The 24,736-nt window shown below is 43.3% G+C and carries 19 protein-coding genes and 3 tRNA genes; 11 read left to right on the top strand and 11 right to left on the bottom strand.

The features are described from left to right. The first annotated feature begins 207 nt into the window (after positions 1–207). The 4 genes from uppS to GQF63_RS04940 all read left to right on the top strand — a co-directional run bounded on the left by uppS (position 208) and on the right by GQF63_RS04940 (position 4,885). The gene (gene uppS, locus GQF63_RS04955) at positions 208–945 is read left to right on the top strand and encodes an undecaprenyl pyrophosphate synthase (protein ID WP_160368004.1); all 738 of its coding nucleotides are present in this window, start codon (positions 208–210) and stop codon (positions 943–945) included. Between the two features lie 120 nt (positions 946–1,065). Continuing rightward, positions 1,066–3,639: an outer membrane protein assembly factor BamA gene (gene bamA / locus GQF63_RS04950; protein ID WP_160368003.1), complete on the top strand. Its 2,574-nt coding sequence runs from the start codon at positions 1,066–1,068 to the stop codon at positions 3,637–3,639. A 60-nt stretch (positions 3,640–3,699) separates the two neighbouring features. Then, positions 3,700–4,233 (top strand): OmpH/Skp family outer membrane protein, encoded by a 534-nt coding sequence (locus GQF63_RS04945; RefSeq protein WP_160368002.1) that lies wholly within the window; start codon positions 3,700–3,702, stop codon positions 4,231–4,233. A gap of 97 nt (positions 4,234–4,330) precedes the next feature. After that, on the top strand, positions 4,331–4,885 hold the full coding sequence (locus GQF63_RS04940) for an OmpH/Skp family outer membrane protein (protein ID WP_160368001.1): 555 nt from the start codon (positions 4,331–4,333) through the stop codon (positions 4,883–4,885). 70 nt (positions 4,886–4,955) lie between these two features. Here GQF63_RS04940 and GQF63_RS04935 read toward each other — a convergent pair whose 3' ends face one another. After that, the gene (locus tag GQF63_RS04935) at positions 4,956–6,647 is read right to left on the bottom strand and encodes a GMC oxidoreductase (RefSeq protein WP_160368000.1); all 1,692 of its coding nucleotides are present in this window, start codon (positions 6,645–6,647) and stop codon (positions 4,956–4,958) included. A gap of 287 nt (positions 6,648–6,934) precedes the next feature. Here GQF63_RS04935 and GQF63_RS04930 point away from each other — a divergent pair, with 287 nt between their 5' ends. Further along, positions 6,935–8,227, top strand: coding sequence for a 4Fe-4S dicluster domain-containing protein (locus GQF63_RS04930; RefSeq protein ID WP_160367998.1), 1,293 nt, complete (start codon positions 6,935–6,937; stop codon positions 8,225–8,227). A gap of 11 nt (positions 8,228–8,238) precedes the next feature. Further along, on the top strand, positions 8,239–9,033 hold the full coding sequence (locus GQF63_RS04925) for a (Fe-S)-binding protein (protein ID WP_160367997.1): 795 nt from the start codon (positions 8,239–8,241) through the stop codon (positions 9,031–9,033). A 68-nt stretch (positions 9,034–9,101) separates the two neighbouring features. On the opposite strand, the gene GQF63_RS04920 is transcribed toward GQF63_RS04925, so the two are convergent. From GQF63_RS04920 to GQF63_RS04900, 5 genes are all read right to left on the bottom strand, one after another. Beyond that, positions 9,102–9,185 (bottom strand) — tRNA-Leu (locus GQF63_RS04920). A gap of 57 nt (positions 9,186–9,242) precedes the next feature. Continuing rightward, the gene (locus tag GQF63_RS04915; protein ID WP_160367996.1) at positions 9,243–10,121 is read right to left on the bottom strand and encodes a Ppx/GppA phosphatase family protein; all 879 of its coding nucleotides are present in this window, start codon (positions 10,119–10,121) and stop codon (positions 9,243–9,245) included. Between the two features lie 75 nt (positions 10,122–10,196). Then, on the bottom strand, positions 10,197–11,219 hold the full coding sequence (locus GQF63_RS04910) for a Gfo/Idh/MocA family oxidoreductase (protein WP_160367995.1): 1,023 nt from the start codon (positions 11,217–11,219) through the stop codon (positions 10,197–10,199). Positions 11,220–11,228: 9 nt separating this feature from the next. Continuing rightward, complete coding sequence (locus GQF63_RS04905; protein ID WP_160367993.1) at positions 11,229–11,855, bottom strand: hypothetical protein; 627 nt, start codon at positions 11,853–11,855, stop codon at positions 11,229–11,231. A 90-nt stretch (positions 11,856–11,945) separates the two neighbouring features. Continuing rightward, positions 11,946–14,522 (bottom strand): phosphoenolpyruvate carboxylase, encoded by a 2,577-nt coding sequence (locus tag GQF63_RS04900; protein ID WP_160367992.1) that lies wholly within the window; start codon positions 14,520–14,522, stop codon positions 11,946–11,948. 241 nt (positions 14,523–14,763) lie between these two features. On the opposite strand from GQF63_RS04900, the gene GQF63_RS04895 reads away from it, so the two are divergent. After that, a complete protein-coding gene (locus tag GQF63_RS04895) occupies positions 14,764–16,953 on the top strand; it encodes an FUSC family protein (RefSeq protein ID WP_160367991.1) in 2,190 nt (729 codons plus the stop codon). Beyond that, positions 16,940–17,914, top strand: coding sequence for a YpdA family putative bacillithiol disulfide reductase (locus GQF63_RS04890; protein WP_170292225.1), 975 nt, complete (start codon positions 16,940–16,942; stop codon positions 17,912–17,914). Before GQF63_RS04895 ends, GQF63_RS04890 begins: the two co-directional genes overlap by 14 nt. Here GQF63_RS04890 and GQF63_RS04885 read toward each other — a convergent pair. Beyond that, on the bottom strand, positions 17,911–18,522 hold the full coding sequence (locus GQF63_RS04885) for a TetR/AcrR family transcriptional regulator (protein ID WP_160367990.1): 612 nt from the start codon (positions 18,520–18,522) through the stop codon (positions 17,911–17,913). The two genes, GQF63_RS04890 and GQF63_RS04885, sit on opposite strands and share 4 nt — an antisense overlap. Positions 18,523–18,624: 102 nt before the next feature. Between GQF63_RS04885 and murB the strand changes: the two genes are divergently transcribed. Both murB and GQF63_RS04875 read left to right on the top strand, forming a co-directional pair. Then, positions 18,625–19,641 carry a UDP-N-acetylmuramate dehydrogenase gene (gene murB / locus GQF63_RS04880; protein WP_160367989.1) on the top strand — a complete coding sequence of 339 codons (1,017 nt, stop codon included), beginning with the start codon at positions 18,625–18,627 and terminating at the stop codon, positions 19,639–19,641. A 280-nt stretch (positions 19,642–19,921) separates the two neighbouring features. Then, on the top strand, positions 19,922–20,437 hold the full coding sequence (locus GQF63_RS04875; RefSeq protein WP_160367988.1) for an RNA polymerase sigma factor: 516 nt from the start codon (positions 19,922–19,924) through the stop codon (positions 20,435–20,437). A 99-nt stretch (positions 20,438–20,536) separates the two neighbouring features. Here the strand turns inward: GQF63_RS04875 and GQF63_RS04870 are convergent, their stop codons facing one another. Beyond that, positions 20,537–21,457, bottom strand: coding sequence for a PfkB family carbohydrate kinase (locus GQF63_RS04870; RefSeq protein ID WP_160367987.1), 921 nt, complete (start codon positions 21,455–21,457; stop codon positions 20,537–20,539). A 59-nt stretch (positions 21,458–21,516) separates the two neighbouring features. After that, a tRNA-Asn gene (locus GQF63_RS04865) sits at positions 21,517–21,590 on the bottom strand. Between the two features lie 311 nt (positions 21,591–21,901). Between GQF63_RS04865 and GQF63_RS04860 the strand changes: the two genes are divergently transcribed. Next, positions 21,902–22,618: a class I SAM-dependent methyltransferase gene (locus GQF63_RS04860; RefSeq protein WP_212592469.1), complete on the top strand. Its 717-nt coding sequence runs from the start codon at positions 21,902–21,904 to the stop codon at positions 22,616–22,618. Between the two features lie 233 nt (positions 22,619–22,851). Here the strand turns inward: GQF63_RS04860 and GQF63_RS04855 are convergent. Together GQF63_RS04855 and mgtE are read right to left on the bottom strand one after the other, a co-directional pair. Further along, positions 22,852–22,925, bottom strand: a tRNA-Asn gene (locus GQF63_RS04855). Between the two features lie 109 nt (positions 22,926–23,034). Continuing rightward, entirely contained in the window at positions 23,035–24,408 is a 1,374-nt protein-coding gene (mgtE, locus tag GQF63_RS04850; protein WP_160367986.1) for a magnesium transporter, read from the bottom strand. Positions 24,409–24,736 lie beyond the last annotated feature (328 nt).

The following is a 24,736-nucleotide window of genomic DNA, read 5'->3' as shown; positions in this document are numbered from 1 at the left end:
CTGCTTTTTAACGATATTTTAAGTGTTAGGATTCTACTAAAACCTGTATCTTTACAAAAATAAAACAAAACAATGCTTTCGTGTGTATAGGCTGGCTTAGCACCGAAAAACCTGGGGACGAGCAAGGTTAGGATTCCAACTCCTTGTTCTCTGGCTGTTAAAAGCCCCCCTGCTGTTGCATACAGCACCTGAAACGAATAGGAACAAATGGATTATAAAGAGCATATAGACACAACAAACCTACCTAAACACATTGCCATAATTATGGATGGAAATGGCCGGTGGGCAAAAGAAAAAGGAGAACTACGGGTATTTGGTCACCGCAATGGGGTTACTGCCGTGCGGGAGGCCTTGGAAGCGGCCGTAGAAATTGGGGTTTCCTACCTCACCCTGTATGCTTTTTCAACGGAGAATTGGAATCGCCCTGAATTTGAGGTGAACGCCTTGATGGAATTATTGGTAGACTCCTTGAATAAAGAGTTACCACTTTTTCAAAAGAACAACATTCGGGTAAATTCCATCGGGCGCACCAGCGATCTACCCGATCATTGCCAGGTTACTCTGCAAAGCACCATCGACCAAACGAAACAGAATACCGGCTGTACCCTGACCCTGGCCTTAAGCTATGGATCGCGTCAAGAGATTTTAGATGCGACACAGGCTATTGCCAAAAAAGTGCAAGAAGGCAGCCTAAAAGCCGAAGACATCAATGAAGCCGTATTCAGCGATCATTTATATACGCATGGTATGCCAGACCCGGAGATGCTGATTCGTACCAGTGGAGAGCAACGCATCAGCAACTATATGCTTTGGCAATTAGCGTATACCGAACTGTTCTTTCTACCGATCATGTGGCCGGAATTTACCCGTGAACATCTCTTCGAATGTATATACCTTTTCCAGAACCGGGAAAGAAGATTTGGGAAAACTAGTGAACAATTATAAGAAATCATTACTTTTGCAACATTTTGATTTTGGCGCGTTTAACGGCCCCAATTCGTAATATTTCTTTTAACAAAAATTAACAAGACTTTGCTGTACTTTAGCAGACATAATAAAGAGTAGATGAAGCATAAAATTAAACTGTCCTTATTACTGACTATATTCCTATTCAATTTTGCGCAAGCCCAAATTACCGGGAACCGACCGATTAACTTAAATAACTCCGATGAAATCAGCTACTTAGAACCTAAGAACTACATCATTGGCGGGGTGACCGTAACGGGTGCTCAGTACTTAGACACCGAGGTATTGATCTCGATTTCTAACCTTATTGTAGGGCAATATATTGAAGTGCCGAGTGAACAAACAGCCAAAGTTATTAAGGATTTAATGGCACAGAATCTTTTTGAAGATGTGCAATTATATGCGACAAAAATTCAAGATGAAACCATCTTTTTAGAAATCCGCGTGGTTGAGCGACCACGATTGACCCGTGTTGACCTAAATGGCTTAAGCAAATCGCAAACCGAAGAGGTGCGCAAGCGCTTAAATTCGAACACCGGAAAAATCGTTAATGAAAACTTGTTGCAAACAACACGTTCTACGGTTGAAAAGTTCTTACGCGAGAAATCTTACCTCTACCCTGATATCAAAATCAAAACCATTAAAGATTCTTCCCAGCAGAACTATCAAATTGTTCAGGTGGATGTAGAGCGCAACAAGAAAATCAAAGTGCGTAAGGTTGATTTTGAAGGAAACGAAGCCTTCAGCGATAAGCAGCTTCGCAAATTTTTAAAAGGCGTGAAACCACGTGCCTGGTTCCGTGTATTTGGTCCGGGTAAATTCAAAGAAGACAAATACGAAGAGGCCAAAGAGAAATTAGTGGCCAAAATGCAAGATAAAGGATACCGTGATGCGCAGATCTTAAAAGACAGCATCTGGCGTTACGACAAAAATGAGGTGGCTATTGACTTCGAAATCTATGAAGGCCCTAAATATTATGTGGGTAACATTGATTGGACAGGGAATGCGAAATACAAAGACTCGGTATTAAATATTTTATTAGGTATTCAAAAAGGCGATGTATACAGCGAGGAGAAATTAAACTCTAAACTATCAGGCCCTACCCGTAATTCCGATGATATTGCTGCCATCTATCAAAATGATGGGTATTTAACCTTCAACGTTCAACCCGTGATCAAACGTATTTATAAAGATACGGTTGATTTGGAAATCCAGATGTTCGAAGGAAAACAATACACGATTAACAATGTGATTTTAAAGGGTAACGATGTGACGAACGACCGTGTGGTGTTACGTTCGATCTACTCGAAACCAGGTCAAAAATATTCCCGTGAATTATTGGTTCGTTCCGTTCGTGAGATCTCCCAATTGGGTATGTTCGACGAGCAGAAGATTACGCCAATGCCAACCAACTTAAACTACGAAGACGGTACAACCGACATCGAGTTCTCCGTAGCGGAGAAACCTTCCGATCAAGTAGAGCTTTCCGGTGGTTATGGTGCCGGTCAGGTAATCGGAACGTTAGGATTGACCTTCAATAACTTCTCGACCAGCAACTTCTTCAAGAAAGAAGCCTGGAAACCACTTCCTCGTGGCGATGGTCAGAAACTAAGTATTCGTGGTCAAACTTCCGGAAAAAGATACCAATCGTATAGCTTCTCTTTCTCCGAGCCTTGGTTAGGTGGTAAAAAGCCAATCTACTTCGGATTGAGTGCTTATATCTCCAATTCGCAATCGCAGTATTACAACTACCAAACAGGACGTTACGAAGGTTATGCGAACAACCCTAAGATCAATATGCACGGGGTGACAGCAACCTTAGGTAAGCGTTTGCAATGGCCAGATAACTACTTCCAGATTAACAGTTCCCTATCTTACCAACGCTATGCTTTGGAGAACTACGGTAACTACTTCCTATTCTCGGATGGTACTGCAACGAACATTAACTTTACGCAAGAAATTAGCCGTAACTCGATCGATGCGCCAATCTACCCGACTTCAGGTTCACACTTGAAATTCTCGGTACAGGTGACTCCTCCCTATTCCTTATGGAATGACATTAACTATGCGACAGCGCCAGATCGTGAGAAATACAAATGGACAGAATACCACAAATGGAAATTCGACTCCCAATGGTATACTAAAATCGTAGGTAAGTTAGTCTTGAAAACCCAAGCACAATTCGGTTACTTAGGCACTTACGGTGATGAGTCGCCAACCTCGCCATTCGAGCGTTTCAAACTGGGTGGTGATGGTATGCAAGGTTTTGACTTCTTACAAGGTTCTGAGATTATCGCGATGCGTGGTTATGCCAATGGTACCGTTATTCCAGCGAGTACAGGAAATGGTATGCAGGGTATTGCACAACAATCAGGTAGCCCTATTTACACGAAATACCAGATCGAGCTTCGTCATCCGATTATGTTGAACGAGCAAGCGACTGTATTTGCATTAGCCTTTGCTGAGGCAGGTAATACTTGGAACAAGTTCAGCGAGGTGAATCCATTCAAAGTACGTCGTGCTGTAGGTGTGGGTGCTCGTATCTTCTTACCGATCTTCGGTATGCTAGGTATTGACTACGGTCATGCCTTAGATCCGATCCCTGGAATGCAGACTTCACAATGGAAGCAAAACTTCACGTTCAGTATTATTCAGAACATGGGTGGTTTCTAGATTAAACTTTTTAGCACAATATTTGTCATAAACAAAGAAATGATTAAAATTTGTACCTCTATGAAACGAATATTAGTATTAGTAGCTATGCTAGCCTTTATGGGTAGTGTATCATATGCGCAGAAGGTGGCTTATGTAGATTCGGAATATGTGATGAAACACATCCCTGAATATAAATCGGCCCAGAGTCAATTAGATAACTTGTCCAAACAATGGCAAGCCGAAGTGGATAAGCAGTATGAAGCTATTGAAAGCATGTACAAGGCTTATCAGAATGATGCTCCTCGTTTGAATGAGGACATGCGCAGACGTCGTGAAGACGAGATTGTAAACAAAGAAAAAGCAGTGAAAGACTTCCAACGCGGTAAATTCGGCATGGATGGGGAGTTGTTTCAACAACGTGAAAAATTAATGAAACCTATTCAGGACCGGATACAGAAAGCGGTTCAGGATGTTGCCAAAGCAGGACAATTTGATTTCATTTTAGATAAACGCAGCGAAGTATCGTTTTTATATGCCAACCCGGCGATGGATAAAAGCAACGATGTTGTGACTAAATTGGGATTGAGACCAAATCCTTCCTTAGCAAACTAAGATTTTTTACTATTATTGTGTAACTAATTTTTAACTAGAATATTTAAAATAGCAAAAAGCACTTATATCCAGCATATAAGGAATTAACAAAAACAGCATGAAAAATTTATTGAAAAGTGTAGTAGTAGCATCAGGAGTATTATTGGCAGCTAACACAGCAAGTGCCCAACAAAAGATCGGCCATATTAACACGGCGGAAATTGTGCAAGCTACTCCAGAATTTAAAGCTGCTGAAGAACAAATGAAAACCTTGAGTGATGCAAAACAAAAAGAACTTCAAGGGATGTATACCGAGTATCAGAAAAAACAAAACGATGCGAACGAGAAATTGAGAAACAGAAGCGAAGCGAACAAAACTGCCGTGGATGCTGAAGTTCAAGAAATTGCAAATTCTATGCGTGAAATGGAAACTCGTATTCAAGAAGTTCAACGTGTAGCGCAAGAAGATATCGGTAAAAAGCAACAAGAGCTTTATGCCCCTATCGAGCAGAAAGTTTTCACAGCGATCAATGCTGTAGCAAAAGAAAAAGGATATGCTTATGTATTGGATATCTCTAACGGTGGAATTCCTTACTTCGGTGGTGGTGATGACTTAACAGCAGATATCAAATCTAAATTAGGTATTGCTGCTGCACCAGCTGCAAAGAAATAAGCAGAACGATATGATTACATAGAAAAAGCCTCGGTATCGAGGCTTTTTCTATTTAGGGGAATTTCTAAGGTTAGAGGTTTCCCTTTTTCATTTCGTCCATGGCAAAGTTGGCCGCACGCGCGGTCAAAGCCATATAGGTTAACGACGGGTTTTGTGTTCCGGTTGAGGTCATACAAGCGCCATCGGTAACAAATACATTTAAGCAGTTATGCAGCTGGTTCCATTTATTTAACAGGGATGTTTTCGGATCTAAGCCCATACGCACACCGCCCATCTCATGGATGTCTAATCCGGGGTTTTGCTTGCTGTTATGCGTATAGATATTTTTAGCGCCTATGTATTCCAGCATTTCAGAACCTTGGTTCAGGAAGTCTTGCATGCTTTTCTGATCGTTCTCATCGTATTGCACCGAGGTAATCAACTGGGGCATGCCAAACTTATCTTTCTTATCGGCACTTAAGCGCACATGGTTGGTTTCCTTAGGGATGGTTTCGCCCTGCATCATCATGCCTATCCCCCATCCTCCAGGTTCGCAAAGGCTATCTTTAAAGTCGCCCCCTACTTGCATTTCCGATCCGGCACCACGGCCACGGTAAGCACTGAAGAAGGAAGCATAGCCGCGCAAGAAGTCGGTTTCTTGTTTTTTCACATTGCGGAAGTTGGGAATGATGGGTTGGGTTGGACGGCGACCAAAATAATACTGATCTTCAAAGCCCTCAATGGTTCCCCCCAAGCTACCTAAGTAATTGTGGAAGGCCACATACTTCCCAAGCAGGCCATTATCATTTCCTAATCCGTTCGGGAATCGTTTGGATGTTGAGTTTAACAACACCATATTAGAAGCCAAGGCCGAAGCATTCAAGAAAATCACTTTGGCTTGGTATTCGGTTGTTTTCAAGGTTTCCGCATCAATCACCCTTACCCCGGAAGCTTTTTGTGTTTCCTCATCAAAGATGATGGAATCGACAATGGAGTTCGGTTTTAGGGTGAGGTTGCCTGTTTTCTCGGCCCAAGGTAAGGTGGATGCATTGGAGCTGAAATAGCCTCCAAAAGGGCAGCCACGTTGACACATCGTGCGGTTCTGGCATTGGGTTCTCCCCTGCTGAATATGGATAGGCTCGGGTTTTGAAATATGCGCACAGCGTCCAGCGATAACCTGACGATCGGGATACTTGCCCGGCAGCTTACTTTGCACCATACGCTCGACCGCATTCAGGTCGAAAGCCGGCAAGAACTCGCCATCAGGCATGGCCGCATTGCCATCGCGGTTTCCGGAAACTCCAACAAACTTCTCCACATAACTGTACCAAGGTGCGATATCCTTATAGCGGATCGGCCAGTCGACGGCAAAGCCATCTCTGGCAGGTCCTTCAAAGTCATGATCGCTCCACCGCTGTACCTGGCGGGCCCACATGAGGGATTTCCCTCCTACGTGGTAGCCACGGATCCAATCGAAGGGATGCTCTTGGATATATTCCTGTTCCTTGTCTTTGGTAAAGAAATGCATGGCATCTTCCTTGAAGGCATAGCATTTGGAGGCAATGGGGTTTTCTTCTTTAATTTGTTTGCTCAAGGCGCCGCGGTGGTCGAACTGCCAAGGATCAGTATAAGCAGTGGGGTAATCCTTAATATGCTTGACGTCGTATCCTCTTTCCAGCACGAGGGTCTTCAATCCTTTTTCACAGAATTCCTTGGCGGCCCATCCGCCCGAAATACCGGAGCCAATTACAATTACATCGTATTTATTCGTTTCAGATGCCATATCGTTTTTCTATAGATAACGGTTTATAGGGTTGAGGTTTTTCGTTGTACCAAGCCTGCCAACCGGCCGTTAAGTTTGGTTAATTCCCGGCAATTTACGAGTTCTTCCTTAATTTTTAGAAGCAGTTTAACGGGAATCAAATTAATAATGCTATTTTGTTACAATATGGAAAAACAGGGTATTCACTTATTTCATCAGGACAATTATTTTTAATCTTTCTAAATAATTTATTATGCGTGCATAGTATAATCGAATTAATTATATTTGTTCAAGCTAATTTGTAAACTATGATAGGTCAGCTCATATTCGGCGTATTATTAATCGCCTCTCTTCTTTTATTTTTTATCAATGCCAAGAAAATTTACCGCAACATTAAATTGGGGAAAGCGGTAAACCGTTTTGATCGCCCTTCCGAGCGCATCAAGACCATGCTATTGGTAGCTTTTGGACAAAAGAAGATGTTCAAGCGGCCCATCCCTGCCCTACTGCACCTTTTTGTGTATGTGGGTTTCTGTATCATCAATATAGAAATGCTTGAAATTGTTACCGATGGGCTTTTCGGCACCCACCGTGTATTTTCCTTTATGGGCGGTTTCTACGACTTCCTGATCTATTCCTTTGAGATTCTGGCCTTCTTGGTATTAACAGGATGTGTCATCTTCTTTATCCGTAGGAATGTTTTGAAGTTAAAACGCTTGAACCAAGCGGAGTTGAATAATTGGCCGAAAACGGATGCTAACCTCATCTTGATTGCGGAAATCTTATTGATGTCTGCTTTCTTACTGATGAATGCTGCCGATGCGAAATTGCAAAGCTTAGGCGATCCGCATTACCATATTGCCGGGGCTTTCCCAATCAGCAGCTACCTGATGGGCATACTTCCCGATACAGCTAGCAGCCTGGTACTGATCGAACGCTTTTGCTGGTGGTTCCACATCATCGGGGTTTTTGCATTCTTAAACTACTTGGTTGTTTCTAAACACCTACATATCCTGCTGGCTTTCCCGAACACTTATTTTACGCGTTTGGAGCCGAAAGGTAAATTTGATAACATGCCTGCCGTTACGGCAGAGGTGAAAGTTATGCTGGATCCTTCCTTACCTCCTCCAACGGGAGAACCGAGCCGATTCGGGGTAAAAGACGCCCTAGACCTAACTTGGAAGAACCTCTTGGATGCTTATACCTGTACCGAATGCGGACGCTGTACATCGGCCTGCCCAGCGAATATCACCGGCAAGCTGCTTTCGCCACGGAAGATTATGATGGATACCCGCGACCGGATCAGTGAAATCGGCAAGAACATCGATAAGAATGGAAGTTTCCAGGACGATGGTAAATCGCTTTTGGATACATATATCACCCGGGAAGAGATATGGGCTTGTACAAGCTGTAATGCTTGCGTAGAGCAATGTCCGGTGAACATCAATCCCCTGGAAATTATCATTGGTTTAAGACAGTATGCGGTGATGGAAGAATCGCAAGCGCCATCTAGCATCAACAACATGTTCTCGAACCTGGAAAATAACGGTGCGCCTTGGAAATATGCGCAGGCCGACCGTGCGAATTGGACCCAACAATAAGAAGAAAACACATGGAAAACACGATACATATCCCTACCGTTGCTGAATTGATTGCCAAAGGCGAAAGCCCTGATCTGTTATTCTGGGTTGGCTGTGCCGGCAGTTTCGACGAAAGGGCACAACGCATTACCCGTGACATCTGCAAGATCCTTCATCATGTAGGTATTAAGTATGCTATTTTAGGTGCGGAAGAAAGCTGTACCGGTGATCCGGCGAAGCGCGCTGGCAACGAGTTCCTGTTTCAAATGCAGGCCATGATGAATATTGACGTGTTGAACGGCTATGAAATCAAAAAGATTGTCACCGCCTGCCCGCACTGCTTCAATACCCTGAAAAACGAATACCCTAGCCTGGGTGGGTATTACGAGGTGATTCACCATAGCCAGCTGATTCAATCGCTTATTGACGAAGGCAAGCTTAAACCTGCCGACGGACATGAGTTTAAAGGCAAGAAGATAACCTATCACGACCCTTGCTACCTGGGCCGCGCCAATGATGTGTATGAAGCACCGCGCAAAGCCCTGGAGGTTTTGGATGCTGATTTAGTAGAGCTGAAGCGCTGCAAGTCGAATGGTCTTTGCTGTGGCGCCGGTGGAGCTCAAATGTTTAAGGAACCTGAAAAAGGAACCAAAGATGTGAATATCGAGCGGATTGAAGATGTGATTGAAAGCCAAGCGACCGTGGTTGCTGCGGCCTGCCCCTTCTGTATGACGATGCTGCGTGACGGCGTTAAAGAGAAAGATAAAGAGCAGGAGATTCAGGTGTTGGATATTGCAGAAATCACCGTGAAAGCCAATAAGATTTAAGAATAAATAGAAAAATAGCTATAAAACAAAAGCCCTGCACATGCAGGGCTTTTTTAGTTTTTCGGAAGTACCTAGGAGCAGATTCGAACTGCCATGCCCATTCAGGCGCCACCCCCTCAAGATGGTGCGTCTACCAATTTCGCCACCTAGGTATTTTGTACCGCAAAAATAGAATTATTTTCGATACTTCCAACCTTTTCTTTCAGGAATTACTTCTTATAATTCTTGTTGATGAGTGTCTGTATAATCCCATCGGCCAAGCCAATTCGAGGTGCGGTAATATTCTTGAGGTGCCCGACCTTCATAATGGTTAAGAAGATTTCGGAAGCCGGGATAATTACATCAGCACGGTCTTGTTTGAGTTCCAGCACGTTGATTCTATCTTTTAAAGAATAGGAATTCAGGTACACGTAAAGGGCTTTTAACTTGGCGTAGGAAATAGGCTTATCGGCCTTCTCATTGGCAAGTCGCGAGAGTTTATTAATGTTCCCGCCGGAGCCAATGCCGTAAATGTTTTTATAGTTCTTGGTGATGTTTTTGACCCAGCGCTTCATCTCGTCCCAGGTATCTGGATTATCCTGATTATCCAGGATGCGGATGGTACCCAAGTTAAACGATTGCGAAGCCACCAAATCGCCGTTAGCGAAAAGAGAAATCTCGGTACTACCACCACCAACATCGATATACAGGTAAACCTTATTTTTATCCATGGCGGTTTTGTTGTGTACATTATAGATAATCTGGGCTTCCACAGCGCCATCGATAATCTGAATGTCTACCCCAGCTTTTTGACAAGCTGCCACCACATCTTTTCCATTATCGGCATCGCGCATCGCAGAGGTAGCACAGGCCATATAATCGGTTACTTTATACACATCCATCAGGTTGCGGAAAGCGCTCATGGTTTTGACCATGCTTTCAAATTTCCCTTCCGATATATGACGGTGAATAAAGGCGTCGTCTCCGAGTCGGAGCGGCACGCGTAATAAGGTGTTTTTGTTAAAGATTATTTCGTTTTCTCTTTCAATAATATCGGCAATCAATAGGCGGACGGCATTGGAACCGATATCTATAGCAGCATATCTCACGTTAGTAATTTTGATTTAACAACAATGATAAAAATCCTATATTAACTATATATAAAGTTAATATTAAATAGCAATTTACTTGCCAGGCGTTAAGATTTCCAATTGCCAAATTATATGGTCTTGCTGAACCAAGTAAGGTTGATCTTCTCGAATGGCCGCATATACGGCATCAAATATCCCCATATAATTGCCTTTTTCGGCAGGAACCAGTTCCGCATGGAGTTGATTATTTTCATCGGCCAGGGTTAGCATGCCTTCCATTCCTTCCGGTTCAATGCCATAGCCTGCTGCAGTAGGACTCATCCCTTCAATCAGCTGGGCTTCCTGCACATCTACCCGATGCTTCACAAAGCTGCCTCTGCTGCCATGCAGCACAAAACTAGCTTGCGGGGCAGCCACCAATAAGCTACAGGTCAGAAATACATTTAAACCGCTGGTATAGCTTAGCATGATGCTTCCATAGTCGTCTACCTTTGATTTCGGACGATAGCTGCCGCGAATCTTGGTCATCGACTTAGGGCGCCCGAACAGGGCAATCACCTGATCGACTAAATGGGATCCTAAATCATAGATAATGCCCGATGCTGGCACATGCTTTTCCTTAAAGGCTTTCGGACCGATCTCAGGCTTGAAACGATCAAAACGGATATGTAATTCAATAGGTTTGCCCAATCGTTCATCTTGCAGCACCTTTTTTAAGGCTAGGTAATCAGAATCAAAACGACGGTTATGGTAAGGCATGAGTAATTTGCCACATTCGGCGGCTACCTGAAACAGGTGCTCGGCTTCTTTTACCGTAGGAGCTACGGGTTTCTCCAACAACACATGCTTGCCAGCACGTAAGGCTTGTTCGGCAAATGCCACATGGGTATCATTGGGCGTATTGACGATGACCAGCTCAATCTCCGGATCTTGCAATAAATCGCTCACCGCATCATAACTGATAATTTCCGGATAGCGTTCTTGTGCTTGCTTCTTGCTTCGTTCGACGACAGCCTTGAGCTTAAAGCGATCAGAGGCCTCCAAAAATGGCGCATGGAATACCCTTCCGGACATTCCATACGACAATATACCTGTTATTATTTGCTGATCCAGCATAAGCGAGGCTTAGTGGTGCGCGTGCGCATCTTCCTTACCGCCAACTGCTGTATACAGTTCTGCAATGGTTTCTGCTTTTCCTTGTGCGAAATCTCTCAATTCCTTGTTGGTGTTACGAGACAATCTTCTGAATTGCTCTTTTACCACTGCCACTTGATGTTGAATATGGTGCAGGTAAGCATCATCTGAATAAACATCAGCGTGTTTTGCCAATACCACAGGTTCTGCATCAACGGCCGAATCGTGTGCTGCTGTATCTACTACTGCAACAGGTGCTGCTGCAGGCGTAGCTGCTGTAGCTGTTTCAGTGCTATACAATTCAACCCCACGAATAGGGAAATCCACGTGGAATTTCGTTGCCAAAGAATCCATTTGAGGAAGGATTTCGCCAAATACTTGCGCTACTTTTCCAGCTACTTCTTTTGCTTTTGCGGAGCCCACAGTCTCTACATGTTTAGTATAGGAAACCTCGTAAGGAACGATGGTTCCTACCTGTCTAAAGAAAGCATAAGCATCACCATCAACCAAAGAAGTATGGGTATACTTCAATTGTCTTTCATCCGCTGTTTTGAACACGCAAGATGACAAAGTAGTACTTGCTAAAACCGCTGCAACAAATAATGTATTTAATTTCATCGCTTTATAATATTTTAAAAACACACAAAAATAAAAAAATATCGCTATTTAGCCGTATAAATTCCTATTTTCAAGTAATTCAAAATCATTCTAGGCTAAATTCCGCCCTGCATTCACGACCCCGAAAATGGTACGGCCTATCAATTTCTGATAAACAGCGGCTGTCTTTTCATCCAACTTATTGGCTTCCAGCTTCCGAATCGCATAATGCTGAATAATTAACAAAGGAAGAATAATCTTCTCACGCTCGCAGATGGATGCTTTTTCTACCGGGTAGTTTTCCATCAATTCTTTCATGCCGGTCAGTTTCAGCAAGTAATCGCGCGTGCGGTCGTATTCTTCTTTCAACATCTTCCAGAAATCACCAAACTCCTTATCGTGCTGCATGTATGAGGTGATATCGAAGTTCGATTTCGTCATAGACATCATACAGTTGTCAATGATGGTATTGAACATACCGGAGCTTTCATACAGGTTTTTCACGTAAGACCACATGTTGTTGTCTTCAGCCCATTGCAAGGCCGTTCCAACGCCATAGAATCCTGGAATATTCTGTTTCAACTGGCTCCATGCTGTCACGAAGCTGATGGCTCGAAGATCTTCTAGACGCAACTCTTTTCCGGAGTTCCGCTTTACCGGACGGCTACTGATGTTGATGGAGGCCAAGGCCTTCAACGGACTTAGGGTTTCCAGGTAAGGTAAGAACTTCGCATCCTTCCGTAAGCTCAGGAACTTCTTATGGCTTTCTGCCGCCATCTGATCGATTACCTTCTTCTGCTTGGCGGTCAGTGTATCGCCATTTTTCTGGCGAAGGTCGGAGATAATACCGGCATGAAGAAGCTGCTCGATGTTATATTTTGCGCTATCCAAAGATCCATACTGGCTACTGATGGTTTGTCCTTGGATAGTCAGCTGAATATGGTTATTTTCAATTTCTTTACCCATGGAAGCGTAGAAACGTTGTGTCTTACCGCCGCCACGTGCTGGTGGGCCACCACGTCCGTCGAAAAACACTAAGTCTACATCGTACTCCCGGGCCATGGCCGTTAATTCAATCTTCGCTTTATAGATCGACCAGTTGGCCATCAGGTAGCCACCATCTTTGGTGCTATCCGAGAAGCCTAGCATAATTGTTTGCTTATTCCCGCGCTTCTTCAAGTGGGCTGCATACCCTTTGTGGGTATAGAGGCTTTTCATCACCGTTGCTGCGCGCGATAAATCATCTACGGTTTCAAACAAAGGTACGAAGTCCATGGTCAGGTCTTTTTTATTCCAGCCTTGCCATAAGAACAACTGCATTAATCCTAAAATATCAGAAGCTTGCTGACAGTTAGAAATTATAAAACGCTGTACAGCACGCTCGCTACCCGATTGTTGAATCTGCTTGATTAAACGGATCACCTTCAAGGTATCTGACACCAATGGCGCTGCGGCATCATCAATAGCCAAATCCGCTTCGCTCAAGGCGATTGCTTTTTCTTTTTCTTCTTCCGAGTCTCCCAATTGGGCGGCATCCAATCCTGTTTCTTTTGGATAGGTCGCCAATAACCAGTTAAAGGTTTCGCGCAAAACACTGCTATCCTGACGAATATCTAGGGTTGTAAAATAACAGCCAAAGGTCTGCACCTTGCGGATCAGGTCTTCCACCAATTCTACAAATAAGCCATCGTGCGACTCCAGCAATACCCTTTTCACCTCTTTCAGGTTAAAGACAATTTCTTCGGTAATATCTTCCGGATTCTCTTTCGGGTTAAAGCTATTTTCATAAAACAGCTCTTGCAAGGCTTCCAAATAGGATTCTACCCCACGGAAGGTAATGCGGCGTTTTACGATACGGAAATCGCGGTAATAGCAGCGGAACAAAATGGTACGCAATAAGGTGGCTACGCGCTTGGTGCTTTCCCAAGTCACGTTCGGGTTGCCATCGCGGTCACCACCAGGCCAAAAGCCTAGTTCCACAATCTGGCTGGTATCATTGCTGGAGATCTCCAGTTCATCGTCAATTTTTGATTGGATATCCGAAGCTACCCGGTAAAACACATTCTCCAGGTACCAGGCTAAGCTGATAGCTTCATCTACCGGAGTAGGCTGCTGCTTATTAATAAAAGGGGTTTTCCCTAATTGCTGCAGCAACAGGTGGATATTCGGGATATCATTTAACTTGAGTACATCGATCAGGTCGTTGATGATGGACAATACCGGACCCGGATAAAACTGGGTCGGGTGGGCGGTCAATACCAAGCGCACCGACATCTCTTTTATGCGATTAATGATTTGCTGCTTGGTTTCCGGATTCGCTTGTGCTAAACGGAAGATGGAATCCAGGCCGGCGGTTTCATCCGATTTACCAACCGCTTTAAAGGCAGAATCTTCAACAGCATCAAATAACACCACTTGTCTTTCTACATATTGTACAATACGAAATAAAAGATCAATGCGGTCATCTTCTTGCACATATTGTTCATACTGTCCGAAGAAACTATCGATTATAGATTCGGGGGCTAGGTGCTCTTCAACTCCCTTTTCACAGTGGGTCGTGAAGAACGGAAGGATAGTCCCCGTGTGTTTAACACGCTGGAAGGGCAAGGTTAGAAAGAGACTTTTAAACAAATCGAAGCGTGTCAGCACCTCGTTTTGAAAAGCTGCTTTTTTCTGGCTTAATCTCATAATTAAAACAAAAGTATTTTTATAGTTATTCCCTGAGGTTGGTCAACGACCTTACAAATATATAATTTTTATATAGAAAAGCTTATTTAATTGACAATTTTGTATATCAACTAGATTTTTATTGATATTTCTATAAACCTCATTTTGATTCAGCTTTAATGTAAAAAAAACTATTTGCATAAAAAATCCTTATTGAATACTATCCTAATCGGGATTCTCTCCTTATATTTGTTCCTCAACCATGAATAAAACAAAGGAAATAAGCAATTTTTTTTACAGTCAGTATTTCGCCGATGGTTTACGCATTACGATAGGCTGTGTGGTGCCTATCCTCATCTGTGCAGCCTTAGGTGAATTTCTCATGGGTACCTTTATCTCCTTGGGGGCCTTATTGATCGGGCTGTCCGATACCCCAGGAGCGCCCTCGCATCGACGTACCGGCATGATTGCCTGTCTGATTGTCTGTATACTAACGCAGCTCATCACCGTGGTCAGTAATACCAACCTCTACCTGATGACCCTGGTGATTGGGGCACTCTGCTTCCTTTATTCCATGTTTGCCGTGTTTAACGCTCGGGCCGCCACCGTAGGATCTATGGGGATATTGATTATGCTGATTAATGTAGACAATGCCTATACCCTACAAGAAGAACTGTATTACCTCTTATTCTTTGTGATAGGTGCCGTATGGTATATGCTGATCAGTTTTTCCTTAAGTCAGGTTCGCCCCTATCGCTTAGCGCAGCAAGAGCTTTCGGAGTCCATCCGCTATGTTGGCGACTTTATCCGTTTACGTGGAAACTTTTATGATCATAAGATTGATTTGGAAGAAAACTACCGCAAGCTGATCGAAAAGCAAATCGAAGTACACGAGCATCAGGAGAATGTGCGCGACCTCCTTTTCCAGAGCAAGCGCTCGATAAAAGATACCACTAAGATTGGACGATTCTTAACCCTAATCTTTAATGATATTGTAGACCTCTTTGAATTGAGCATGACGACACATTACGATTATGAATTAATCCGTAAGAACTATGCCCATACCGGTATTCTCAAAGAGTTTAAAAACCTGCTATTAAAAGTGGCGAATGAATTGGATCACCTGGCCTATCAATTGAATGCCAACCGCGCACCAAAGCCGCTTTATAATTTCCAAGATGATATCGACCATATTCGCGAGCAAATCGATAACATCGAAACCAAGGAAGGTATCAATACCATTCCTTTGAAGAAAATCCTGATCAGCATCCGGAGCATCACCTTATTTATCCAGAACATTTACAACTACAATGTCATCCGTTCCAACCAGGTAAATAAACAAGAGATCGAAGAAGCCAACAAGTTTATCCAAACCGAACATATTGTCTGGAGCAAACTTCGCGATAACCTTTCCTTCAACTCCTCCATTTTCCGCCATGCCTTACGGATGGCCGTGGTGATGTCTGTTACCTTTTTGGTGCTAAACGCCGATCTTTTTAATATCGGTAGCATGGGCAGTTTCTGGGTCTTACTCACCATTATGGTCATCTTAAAACCAGGTTTCGGTTTAACGAAAGAACGTAATTTCCAACGTCTTTTGGGCACTATTATCGGTGGGATAATCGGGGCGATCATCCTGATGACGGTCCACAACCAGATCGCGCTGTTTATCTTACTGATCTTTTTCTTCCTGACAGCCTATAGCCTGTTCCGGGTGAATTATATTGTCGCGGTGCTCTTTATGACGCCCTATGTGTTAATTATGCTGAGCTTTACGGGGCTGAATACCTTCGAAATAGCCAAGGAGCGTATTTTTGACACCTTTTTAGGAGGTATGATTGCTTTTATTTCCAGCTATGTAATCTTCCCGAACTGGGAAAGCTTCCAAATTAAACCCAGCATGCGCCACTTGTTGAAGGCCAACTATAATTACCTGGCTCTTGCTGTGCGTATGTTGGCGGAAGAAAATGTATCTGTTACCTCTTACAAGCTATCGCGCAAAGAAGTATATATTGCCTCGGCGAATATGGGTTCTACCTTCCAACGGATGCTATCCGAGCCCAAATGGCGGCAGAAAAGCACCAAGGAAGTCAATAGATTCGTCATTTTGAACCATATCCTCTCCTCTTATGGAGCTACCCTACTCTTGCAATTGCATGAGGCCAGGAACAGCAATTACACGAAGGAACACTTGGTTTTATTGAAGAAGATCCTGAACCACCTGAGCAAAGCAATCCAAGTAGTATCTGATCCGGAGCAGCAGGATTTCCAAGAAGTGCAGGACTTCCCGGACGTCAATGAGGAGACCCTAGACCCCGAGGAAACCAAATTAATTACCGAACAATTGCAGTTTTTAAATAAAATATCCACAGATTTACACAAATCGACGGTAGAGGTCATGGAAAAGGAAGCCATTATACAACCTCAACAAATGGAGCATGCAAATGGATAATTATTACGATATATTGATTGTTGGCGGCGGCCCTATCGGCATCGCCTGTGGTATTGAGGCGCAGAAACATAACAAAAGCCATATTATCATAGAAAAAGGATGTCTAGTAAACTCGCTCTACCATTATCCAGTCAATATGACGTTCTTTTCTAGCGCCGAGCGATTAGAAATAGGCAACACGCCATTCGTTACTACCAATCCGAAACCTAAGCGTGCAGAAGCTCTGGAATACTACCGCCGCATCGAACAGAAATTCAACCTGAATACCCATTTGTTCGAGGAAGTGTTAGCGATTCAGAAAGAAGAGGGGCTATTTAAGGTACAAACGAATAAGGATCAATATACGGCAAAGCAGGTCATTGTGGCGACGGGATTTTACGATATCCCCATGTTGATGGATATTCCGGGCGAAGAATTACCGAAAGTAAAGCATTATTACGATGATCCGCATTATTATGCCAAGCAGCAGGTGCTGGTAGTGGGTGCCAGCAATTCCTCCATCGATGCTGCCTTAGAAACATTCCGTAAGGGAGCACAAGTTACGTTAGTAGTCCGTGGACCAGCTATTAGTCCACGTGTAAAATACTGGGTTCGACCTGACATTGACAATCGTATTGCCTTTGGCGAGGTAAAGGCTTATTTCAACAGCTGCCTCAGCAGGGTAACGGAAAAGGAGGCGTATATTCAAACGCCCGAAGGAGAAATCTGTATTCCTAACGATTTCGTCCTGGCTTTAACAGGCTATCGTCCTAATTTCCAATTCTTACGGAAGATAGGGATTGAGATACCAGAGGAGAAACCAATGATTCCGATGCACAACCCAGAAACCATGGAAACCAATGTTCCAGGGCTCTACCTGGCCGGTGTGGTTTGCGGCGGGCTAAATACCCACCTCTGGTTTATCGAAAACTCTAGAATACACGCGCAGATGATCTTGCAGCATATCATACAACAAGCCTAAGGTCGCAAGCCGTTAATAAAGATTTTAGCTAACTTTTTCTGTAGGGAAAGGATGTAATCGAATTCTTCTTTGGTGGGTGGGATAAAGAGGTTTTTGAACTCTTTGATGACCCCAATACGCATTCCTAATATGGAAATCATAAAGATTCTGGCCGTTAACGGCAGGTCTTCCACAACAATTTCCTTATTGGCTACACCACGTTCTAAAATTAATTGCGCCTGTTCAATATCTTTTTTGAAAATAGAACTGCAGGCTTCTTCTAGATCAGGCGGAAAGTCGCTGCGGAAAGAATAGGTATATTCAAAAATGCTGTAGTTTTCTTTGATAATCTCCAAGCGAACCTCCAAAAACACTTTTACCGCATCTTCAATATTTTTCTGCTCGTCTATACGCTGGTTAGATTCGGTCACCATTTCATCCACCGTGTATTCTAACACGGCAGCATAGAGGCGATTTTTATCCGGGAAATAATAATACAAAAGTGCCTTAGAAAAAGACAGGTCCTGCGCAATCTCGGCCATGGTAGTCTTAGCCATGCCGTAATGTGCAAAGCGTCGCCTCGCTGCTTCCAATATCTTCTGTCTTTTTACATCCGCATTCTTTGCCATTCGCAATTAAATTAGTTTATAAATTGTGGTTTAATTATATTTACCGACTCTTAAACTAAGATAGCTTATTTTTTCGAATTTTTAAAGATATCGGTCAAAATAATGAAGAACGAACCCCTATTGCATGTGTCTTTAAAGGCATTTAACACCTTTGGCATCGAAGCATCTGCGCAACGCTATATCCACATTACCGACGAAAGTAGTTTAACTGATTTATTCCAACAGGGGTATTTCAATTCCACATTTTTCGTGCTGGGTGGCGGCAGCAATGTGCTCTTCACGCAAGACTTTGAGGGGCTAATCGTGCATATTGGAAATAAGGGTATTCAACATTTCATTCAAGGCAGTCAGGTTTTCGTAACAGCCGCGGCTGGAGAAGTATGGAACGACCTGGTGTGGTATTGCATCGACCATGATTTCCCGGGCATGGAGAACCTTGCCCTGATTCCAGGAACTGTAGGTGCTTCACCCATACAGAATATCGGCGCTTATGGCACCGAATTAATGAATATCTTCTATTCCTGCCGCGCCTTTGATACCCAGACCGGCGAGTTTGTTACTTTTTCAAACGAGGCTTGTCAATTCTCCTACCGCGATAGTATCTTTAAAAATCAACACAAAGGCCGCTATATTATTTGCAGTGTTACCTATCAACTGCCTCTTTTCGGAGAAATCAACAGCAGCTATGGCGCCATAAATGGCGAACTCGCTAAGCGCAACATCAGCCAACCCAGCATAAAGGATATGGCCGAGGTAGTATCTTTTATCCGCATAGAAAAGCTTCCAGACCCTAGTACGGTAGGCAATGCGGGTAGTTTTTTCAAAAACCCGATCGTTTCTGCTGAAACATTCAGCCAATTACAAAAACAATTTCCTGATATCGTGCATTATCCCATGAATGAAGGCCAACAAAAGTTGGCTGCCGGTTGGCTAATAGAACAGTGTGGCTGGAAAGGAAAACAGGTCGGTGAAGTGGCCGTGTGGAAAAATCAAGCTTTGGTGCTCACCAACAAAGGAGAAGCAACGGGAGCACAGATTTTTCAAGTATCGTCCAATATTGTAGACGATGTTTTTGCAAAATTCGGCGTAAAATTAGAACGTGAAGTAAACATTTTATAAAGTTTTCCACATTTTCAATATCTCCAATTTTTTTTATTAAAAAATAATAAATCGGCTTTATCGCAGGATGAGGCTTGATATTTTGCGCCTTAAATTTTTCGTGAAACAATAATTTTATCGAGAAACAGGAGGTTTTTCCACATTTTCGCGCATTCCCTGCATAGTAATTGATACATTCTGTCTGTAAGTATTGAGTAATCAATAAGATTCGAAATCGCCGAATCGTAAAAAAAATTAATTCGATTCATTAACTATTTTACTTTACATAACCACTGATTGTATGAACAAACTTGAATTTAACACCCTCGTCATTAAGCATTCTGATTCGCTAAAAAATTACGCTCGCAATTTTACACGTGATCAGGATGATGCAAACGACTTGGTGCAGGACACACTGCTCAAAGCAGTGACCTACTTTAAGAACTTTAGAGATGGTACGAATTTAAAGGGTTGGTTATACACCATCATGAAAAACACCTTTATCAATAACTACCGCCGCGTCGTAAAAACAAACTCTTTCATCACCAAGGAGGAGGAAATTTCCCAGACAAACCTTGTCGTTTCAGCCAGTAAAAACAAAGGAGAAAACAAATTTGTAATGGAAGACATTAATTATGCTTTATCGAAACTTTCAGATGAGTATTATGTGCCTTTCACGATGTATTTCGAAGGCTACAAATACCATGAGATCTCCGATCACCTGAAAATCCCGATAGGCACCGTAAAAACAAGGATCCATGTGGCCCGCAAGTCCATGAAGAAAACATTGGCATCCTATAAGTTTGAGGCGGAATAAGCCAACAAATACACTACTATAAAAAAAGGATTCCCCAATTGGAAATCCCTTCTATTCTTTTGCATGCCGGAGTTTTAAATCCAGCTAACCGCAAAGGTTTTATTCGCTGATTTCGAACTTCGACAAGGCTACGAATTGTTGAATACGTGCTGAAATCTCGGCTTGACTGAGGTTTTGCAAACGTGCTGTGCCAAATTGTTCTACACAGAACGACGCTAAAGCAGAACCATAGATAATGGCATTCTTCATGTTCGTAAAGTTGATCGATTGCAAACGCGCAAGGTAGCCGATAAAGCCACCTGCAAAGGAATCACCTGCACCAGTAGGATCAAATACATCTGCTAATGGTAATGCTGGTGCAGAAAACACTTGGCCTTCACCAAATAACAAGGCACCGTGTTCTCCTTTTTTGATAATTAGATATTGCGGTCCCATAGTCAATATTTTTTCTGCTGCTTTCACTAAAGAGTACTCGCCCGATAATTGACGTGCTTCAGCATCATTGATCGTCAACACATCCACCTTCTTCAATACTACTTTCAATTCATCCATCGCCACATCCATCCAGAAGTTCATGGTATCTAAAACCACTAATTTCGGCTTGTTTTCCAAACGCTCCAATGTTGCCAATTGCACCGCAGGAGTAAGATTGCCTAACAACAGGTACTCGCAATCTTGGTAGGAAGCTGGGATTTTCGGATCAAAGTCTGCCAATACGTTTAGTTCGGTTACTAAGGTATCACGGCTGTTCATATCGTTATGGTAACGACCCGACCAGAAAAATGACTTGCCACCCGGAATAATCTCGATTCCTTCTGCATCAATTCCCTTTGATGTAATAATCGCTAAATTATCATCGCCAAAGTCCTCCCCTATTACGGAGATTAATTTCACCTTCGGATACAAGTACGAAGCGGCTAAACCTGCAAAGGTAGCAGCACCACCAACAATTTTATCTGTTTTCCCAAACGGGGTTTCTATAGCATCGAATGCAACGGTACCAACTATAACTAAGCTCATGGACGTTAAATTTTCTAATAAAAAAAAATGCCGACATGGTAGTCGGCAGTGTTCTGGTGCTCCTGAAGCTGGGCTCGAACCAGCGACCCTCTGATTAACAGTCAGATGCTCTAACCAACTGAGCTATTCAGGAATTTTAAAATGAGAAACTAGCTTTCTCCTTTAAAGTGGTACAAAAATACAGCTTTATCTCTTAATTCGCAAAAAAAAGTTAAAAAAATCCCGCATTAAAGCAGCTAAACCCCGATTAACCCCTATAATTTATTGAGAATAAAATAGATAGATTACCGAAGATTTTTAAGAATAGCCATAAGCTGTTGAAAACGCATCTGCTTTTCAGAAAAAGAAACCACATAATCTGTGAATTATTCCGGTTAGGATAATATTTAGTAAATTTCAAACAGAACGGTAAGGGATACTATTACCAAGGAAAATTTAATTGCTATGAAATCAACATTAGAAGAAATTGAAAAAAGATTCGACCAAGATGTCGCCCGCTTCTCCAATTTAGATACTGGCCAAGCCACCATCGTGGATGCCGCCCTGCAAATGGACCTCATTACAGACAGTATCCGACAGCTGTACCCCAACCTGCAACATATCCTAGATATTGGCTGTGGTGCCGGAAACTATGACGTGAAACTGCTGCAAGGTTTCCAAAATGTGGCTCATGTTGATTTGGTCGATTTAAGTCAACCTATGCTAGATAAGGCTGTGGAACGCATCCAACCGCTAACCCAAGGTAAGGTGCAAGCCCACAAAGGCGACTTCAGCAGCATTGACCTACCTGAAAACCAATACGACGTTATTATCGCTACAGCCGTACTCCACCACCTTCGCTCGGATGCCGACTGGCAACAAGCCATTCAGAAGCTCTACAAGCTCTTAAAACCCGGCGGAAGCATTTGGGTGTGCGACATGATAGAACAAGCGCACAGCGGCCTACAAAACATCTTATTTAAGCAGCGCTATGGCAAGTACCTCAGCGGACTTAAAGACGACAGCTATCGTGATCATGTTTTCGCCTATATCGAAAAGGAAGATTCGCCACGCTCCCTAAACTTTCAAATGAAGTGCCTGGAAGAAGCGGGCTTTAGTACGGTAGATCTTCTACACAAAAATCTTTGCTTTGCTTCGTACTGTGGATTCAAACCGGAATAAGCTAGATCTAAATACTAACTACTCCATACTAAATACCTTTCTCTCCCCTTTCACTCCCTTTTCAAACCCCTTTCAAGCCCCTTTGAAATAGGGCCAACAAGGGGTGATATTAAAATCAACAAGAGAAGAAGAATTACCGAAACTTAGCTGAGTTTAAAATTTCCCCGCGCGCGGCGAGGCCAAAAAATGGGGGCATAAAAAAAGGCGACTAATCGTCACCTTTTCTTTTGTTGCTCCTGAAGCTGGGCTCGAACCAGCGACCCTCTGATTAACAGTCAGATGCTCTAACCAACTGAGCTATTCAGGAATGCTACCGTCCCTTTCGGTTTTGGTGATGCAATTATCGGAAGATAAACCGATATGTCCAAATATTTTTATGCATTATTTTGCAAGTTATTCAAAACCAAGCGGAATAATTAAAACAGCACATCCCCCAGGATCAGGGAAGCGAAGGTAAAGTAGATAATTAAGCCCGTAACGTCGACAATAGTGGATACAAAGGGTGCGGAGGAGCTTGCCGGATCTGCACCGAAGCGGCGCAAGATAAACGGAAGCATGGAACCAATCAACGATCCCCACAGCACCACCCCGACCAGTGCGGCACCGATGGCAAAACCATAGAGGTACCAGATATCGCCATAGGTATGACGGAAGGCTTCCTCTACCGAAATCCGGAAGAAGCCTAAGGTGCCTAGGATAATTCCCAAAAGCGAACCCGATATAATTTCACGACGCATGACCATCCACCAATCCCGCAGGGTAACTTCGCCCATGGCCATGGCTTGAATGATCAGCGTGGAAGCTTGCGATCCCGAGTTACCACCACTCGACATAATCACCGGCATCAGCATCACCAACACCGTGGTCAATTTATCTTCGTAATGGTTCAACACCGTAACGGTAAGGAGCTGCCCCAGAAAGAGCACGATCAACCAGCCGGCCCGCTTCTTCACTAGATGAAAAATGGAAACATCAAGGTAAGGCTCGTCCAAGGCCTCGGTACCCCCCATACGTTGCATGTCTTCCGAGTACTCTTCATTGGCTACCCAAAGAATATCATCGATCGTCACAATCCCTAACATGATGTCGCGATCATCAACCACAGGCAAGGCCACGCGGTTGTTCATTCGGAAAATAGAAACCGCATCTTCTTGCGGATCGTTCGCGCGTAAGGAGATTAGCCGATTGTCGATCAAGTCGCCAACCACCTTCTCTTGATCCGCCAACAATACATCCTTAATCCGCACGTCATCCACCAGCTTCCCATCAGCATCGAGCACATAGAGCACATCGATAGTTTCCGATGCTCCCCCGTAACGACGGATGTGATCAAGTACCCGCGGCATGGTCCAATGTTCTTTCACCGTAATGTAGTCCGGTGTCATCAATCGCCCGACACTATCTTCAGGATAGCCCAACAGGGAAAGTGCTTCTTTTCTTTCTTCCGGCGTTAACAGAATAATGAGGCGTTTCACCACATCACCGGTAAGCTCGGAGAAGAAGGAAGTACGGTCATCGGGAGGCATCTCATTTAAGAGTTCGCGAATGGTGTTTGCTTTCAATTTTTTGAAGATCCGTTCTTGGGTTGGGAAGTCCAAAATCCGGAACACATTGACTGCACGTTTTAGGCTTAAGGTTTCTAAAAAGAGAGGACCGTATTCGGGAAGTTCATCGATCAATTCTTCAACATCCGAGATGTTCAATTCATTCAAATAATCTGCAAGCTCAGCTTGATCACCACGCTCAATCAATTGCTCCACATGTGCTACTAGCATTGCTAATTCTTCCATACCTTTCCTCTTATTTTATCAATCCTACATTGGTGCCAAAAATTCGTTTTGTGCAAAAGTCGTTTTTTTTACCCTAAAAATATAATTAAATTTTTGCCTACCCACAAACCCTGCAAACCGCTAGGTTACCCCTTATAATTCAATAAAGCAAATCTGCCAGGATGACAGCATAAAAAGAAGAGCAGAAAATGCTTAAGTAAGGGATGAAATAGACATTCAAAACCGATATCAATTCAAGCTTAGTTTAAGCCTTTCATGTCACAGCGCGTTGCAAATTCAACCCACAAAGGAAGCCGTATCAATCCGTATCATAAAACCTGCCCGTCAA

It is taken from the genome of Sphingobacterium humi, assembly GCF_009768885.1.
Taxonomy (GTDB): Bacteria; Bacteroidota; Bacteroidia; order Sphingobacteriales; family Sphingobacteriaceae; genus Sphingobacterium; species Sphingobacterium humi.
The sequence above is the reverse complement of the archived record's forward strand: the minus strand, read 5'-3'. Positions and strand labels throughout refer to the sequence as shown.

Coding starts and splice junctions, on each gene's coding strand:
- GQF63_RS04925 (WP_160367997.1), top strand. CDS start 8,239: ATGGAAAACACGATACATATCCCTACCGTTGCTGAATTGATTGCCAAA.
- GQF63_RS04930 (WP_160367998.1), top strand. CDS start 6,935: ATGATAGGTCAGCTCATATTCGGCGTATTATTAATCGCCTCTCTTCTT.
- GQF63_RS04860 (WP_212592469.1), top strand. CDS start 21,902: ATGAAATCAACATTAGAAGAAATTGAAAAAAGATTCGACCAAGATGTC.
- uppS (WP_160368004.1), top strand. CDS start 208: ATGGATTATAAAGAGCATATAGACACAACAAACCTACCTAAACACATT.
- GQF63_RS04940 (WP_160368001.1), top strand. CDS start 4,331: ATGAAAAATTTATTGAAAAGTGTAGTAGTAGCATCAGGAGTATTATTG.
- GQF63_RS04905 (WP_160367993.1), bottom strand. CDS start 11,855: ATGAAATTAAATACATTATTTGTTGCAGCGGTTTTAGCAAGTACTACT.
- GQF63_RS04870 (WP_160367987.1), bottom strand. CDS start 21,457: ATGAGCTTAGTTATAGTTGGTACCGTTGCATTCGATGCTATAGAAACC.
- GQF63_RS04875 (WP_160367988.1), top strand. CDS start 19,922: ATGAACAAACTTGAATTTAACACCCTCGTCATTAAGCATTCTGATTCG.
- bamA (WP_160368003.1), top strand. CDS start 1,066: ATGAAGCATAAAATTAAACTGTCCTTATTACTGACTATATTCCTATTC.
- murB (WP_160367989.1), top strand. CDS start 18,625: ATGAAGAACGAACCCCTATTGCATGTGTCTTTAAAGGCATTTAACACC.
- GQF63_RS04935 (WP_160368000.1), bottom strand. CDS start 6,647: ATGGCATCTGAAACGAATAAATACGATGTAATTGTAATTGGCTCCGGT.
- mgtE (WP_160367986.1), bottom strand. CDS start 24,408: ATGGAAGAATTAGCAATGCTAGTAGCACATGTGGAGCAATTGATTGAG.
- GQF63_RS04910 (WP_160367995.1), bottom strand. CDS start 11,219: ATGCTGGATCAGCAAATAATAACAGGTATATTGTCGTATGGAATGTCC.
- GQF63_RS04900 (WP_160367992.1), bottom strand. CDS start 14,522: ATGAGATTAAGCCAGAAAAAAGCAGCTTTTCAAAACGAGGTGCTGACA.
- GQF63_RS04895 (WP_160367991.1), top strand. CDS start 14,764: ATGAATAAAACAAAGGAAATAAGCAATTTTTTTTACAGTCAGTATTTC.
- GQF63_RS04885 (WP_160367990.1), bottom strand. CDS start 18,522: ATGGCAAAGAATGCGGATGTAAAAAGACAGAAGATATTGGAAGCAGCG.
- GQF63_RS04945 (WP_160368002.1), top strand. CDS start 3,700: ATGAAACGAATATTAGTATTAGTAGCTATGCTAGCCTTTATGGGTAGT.
- GQF63_RS04890 (WP_170292225.1), top strand. CDS start 16,940: ATGCAAATGGATAATTATTACGATATATTGATTGTTGGCGGCGGCCCT.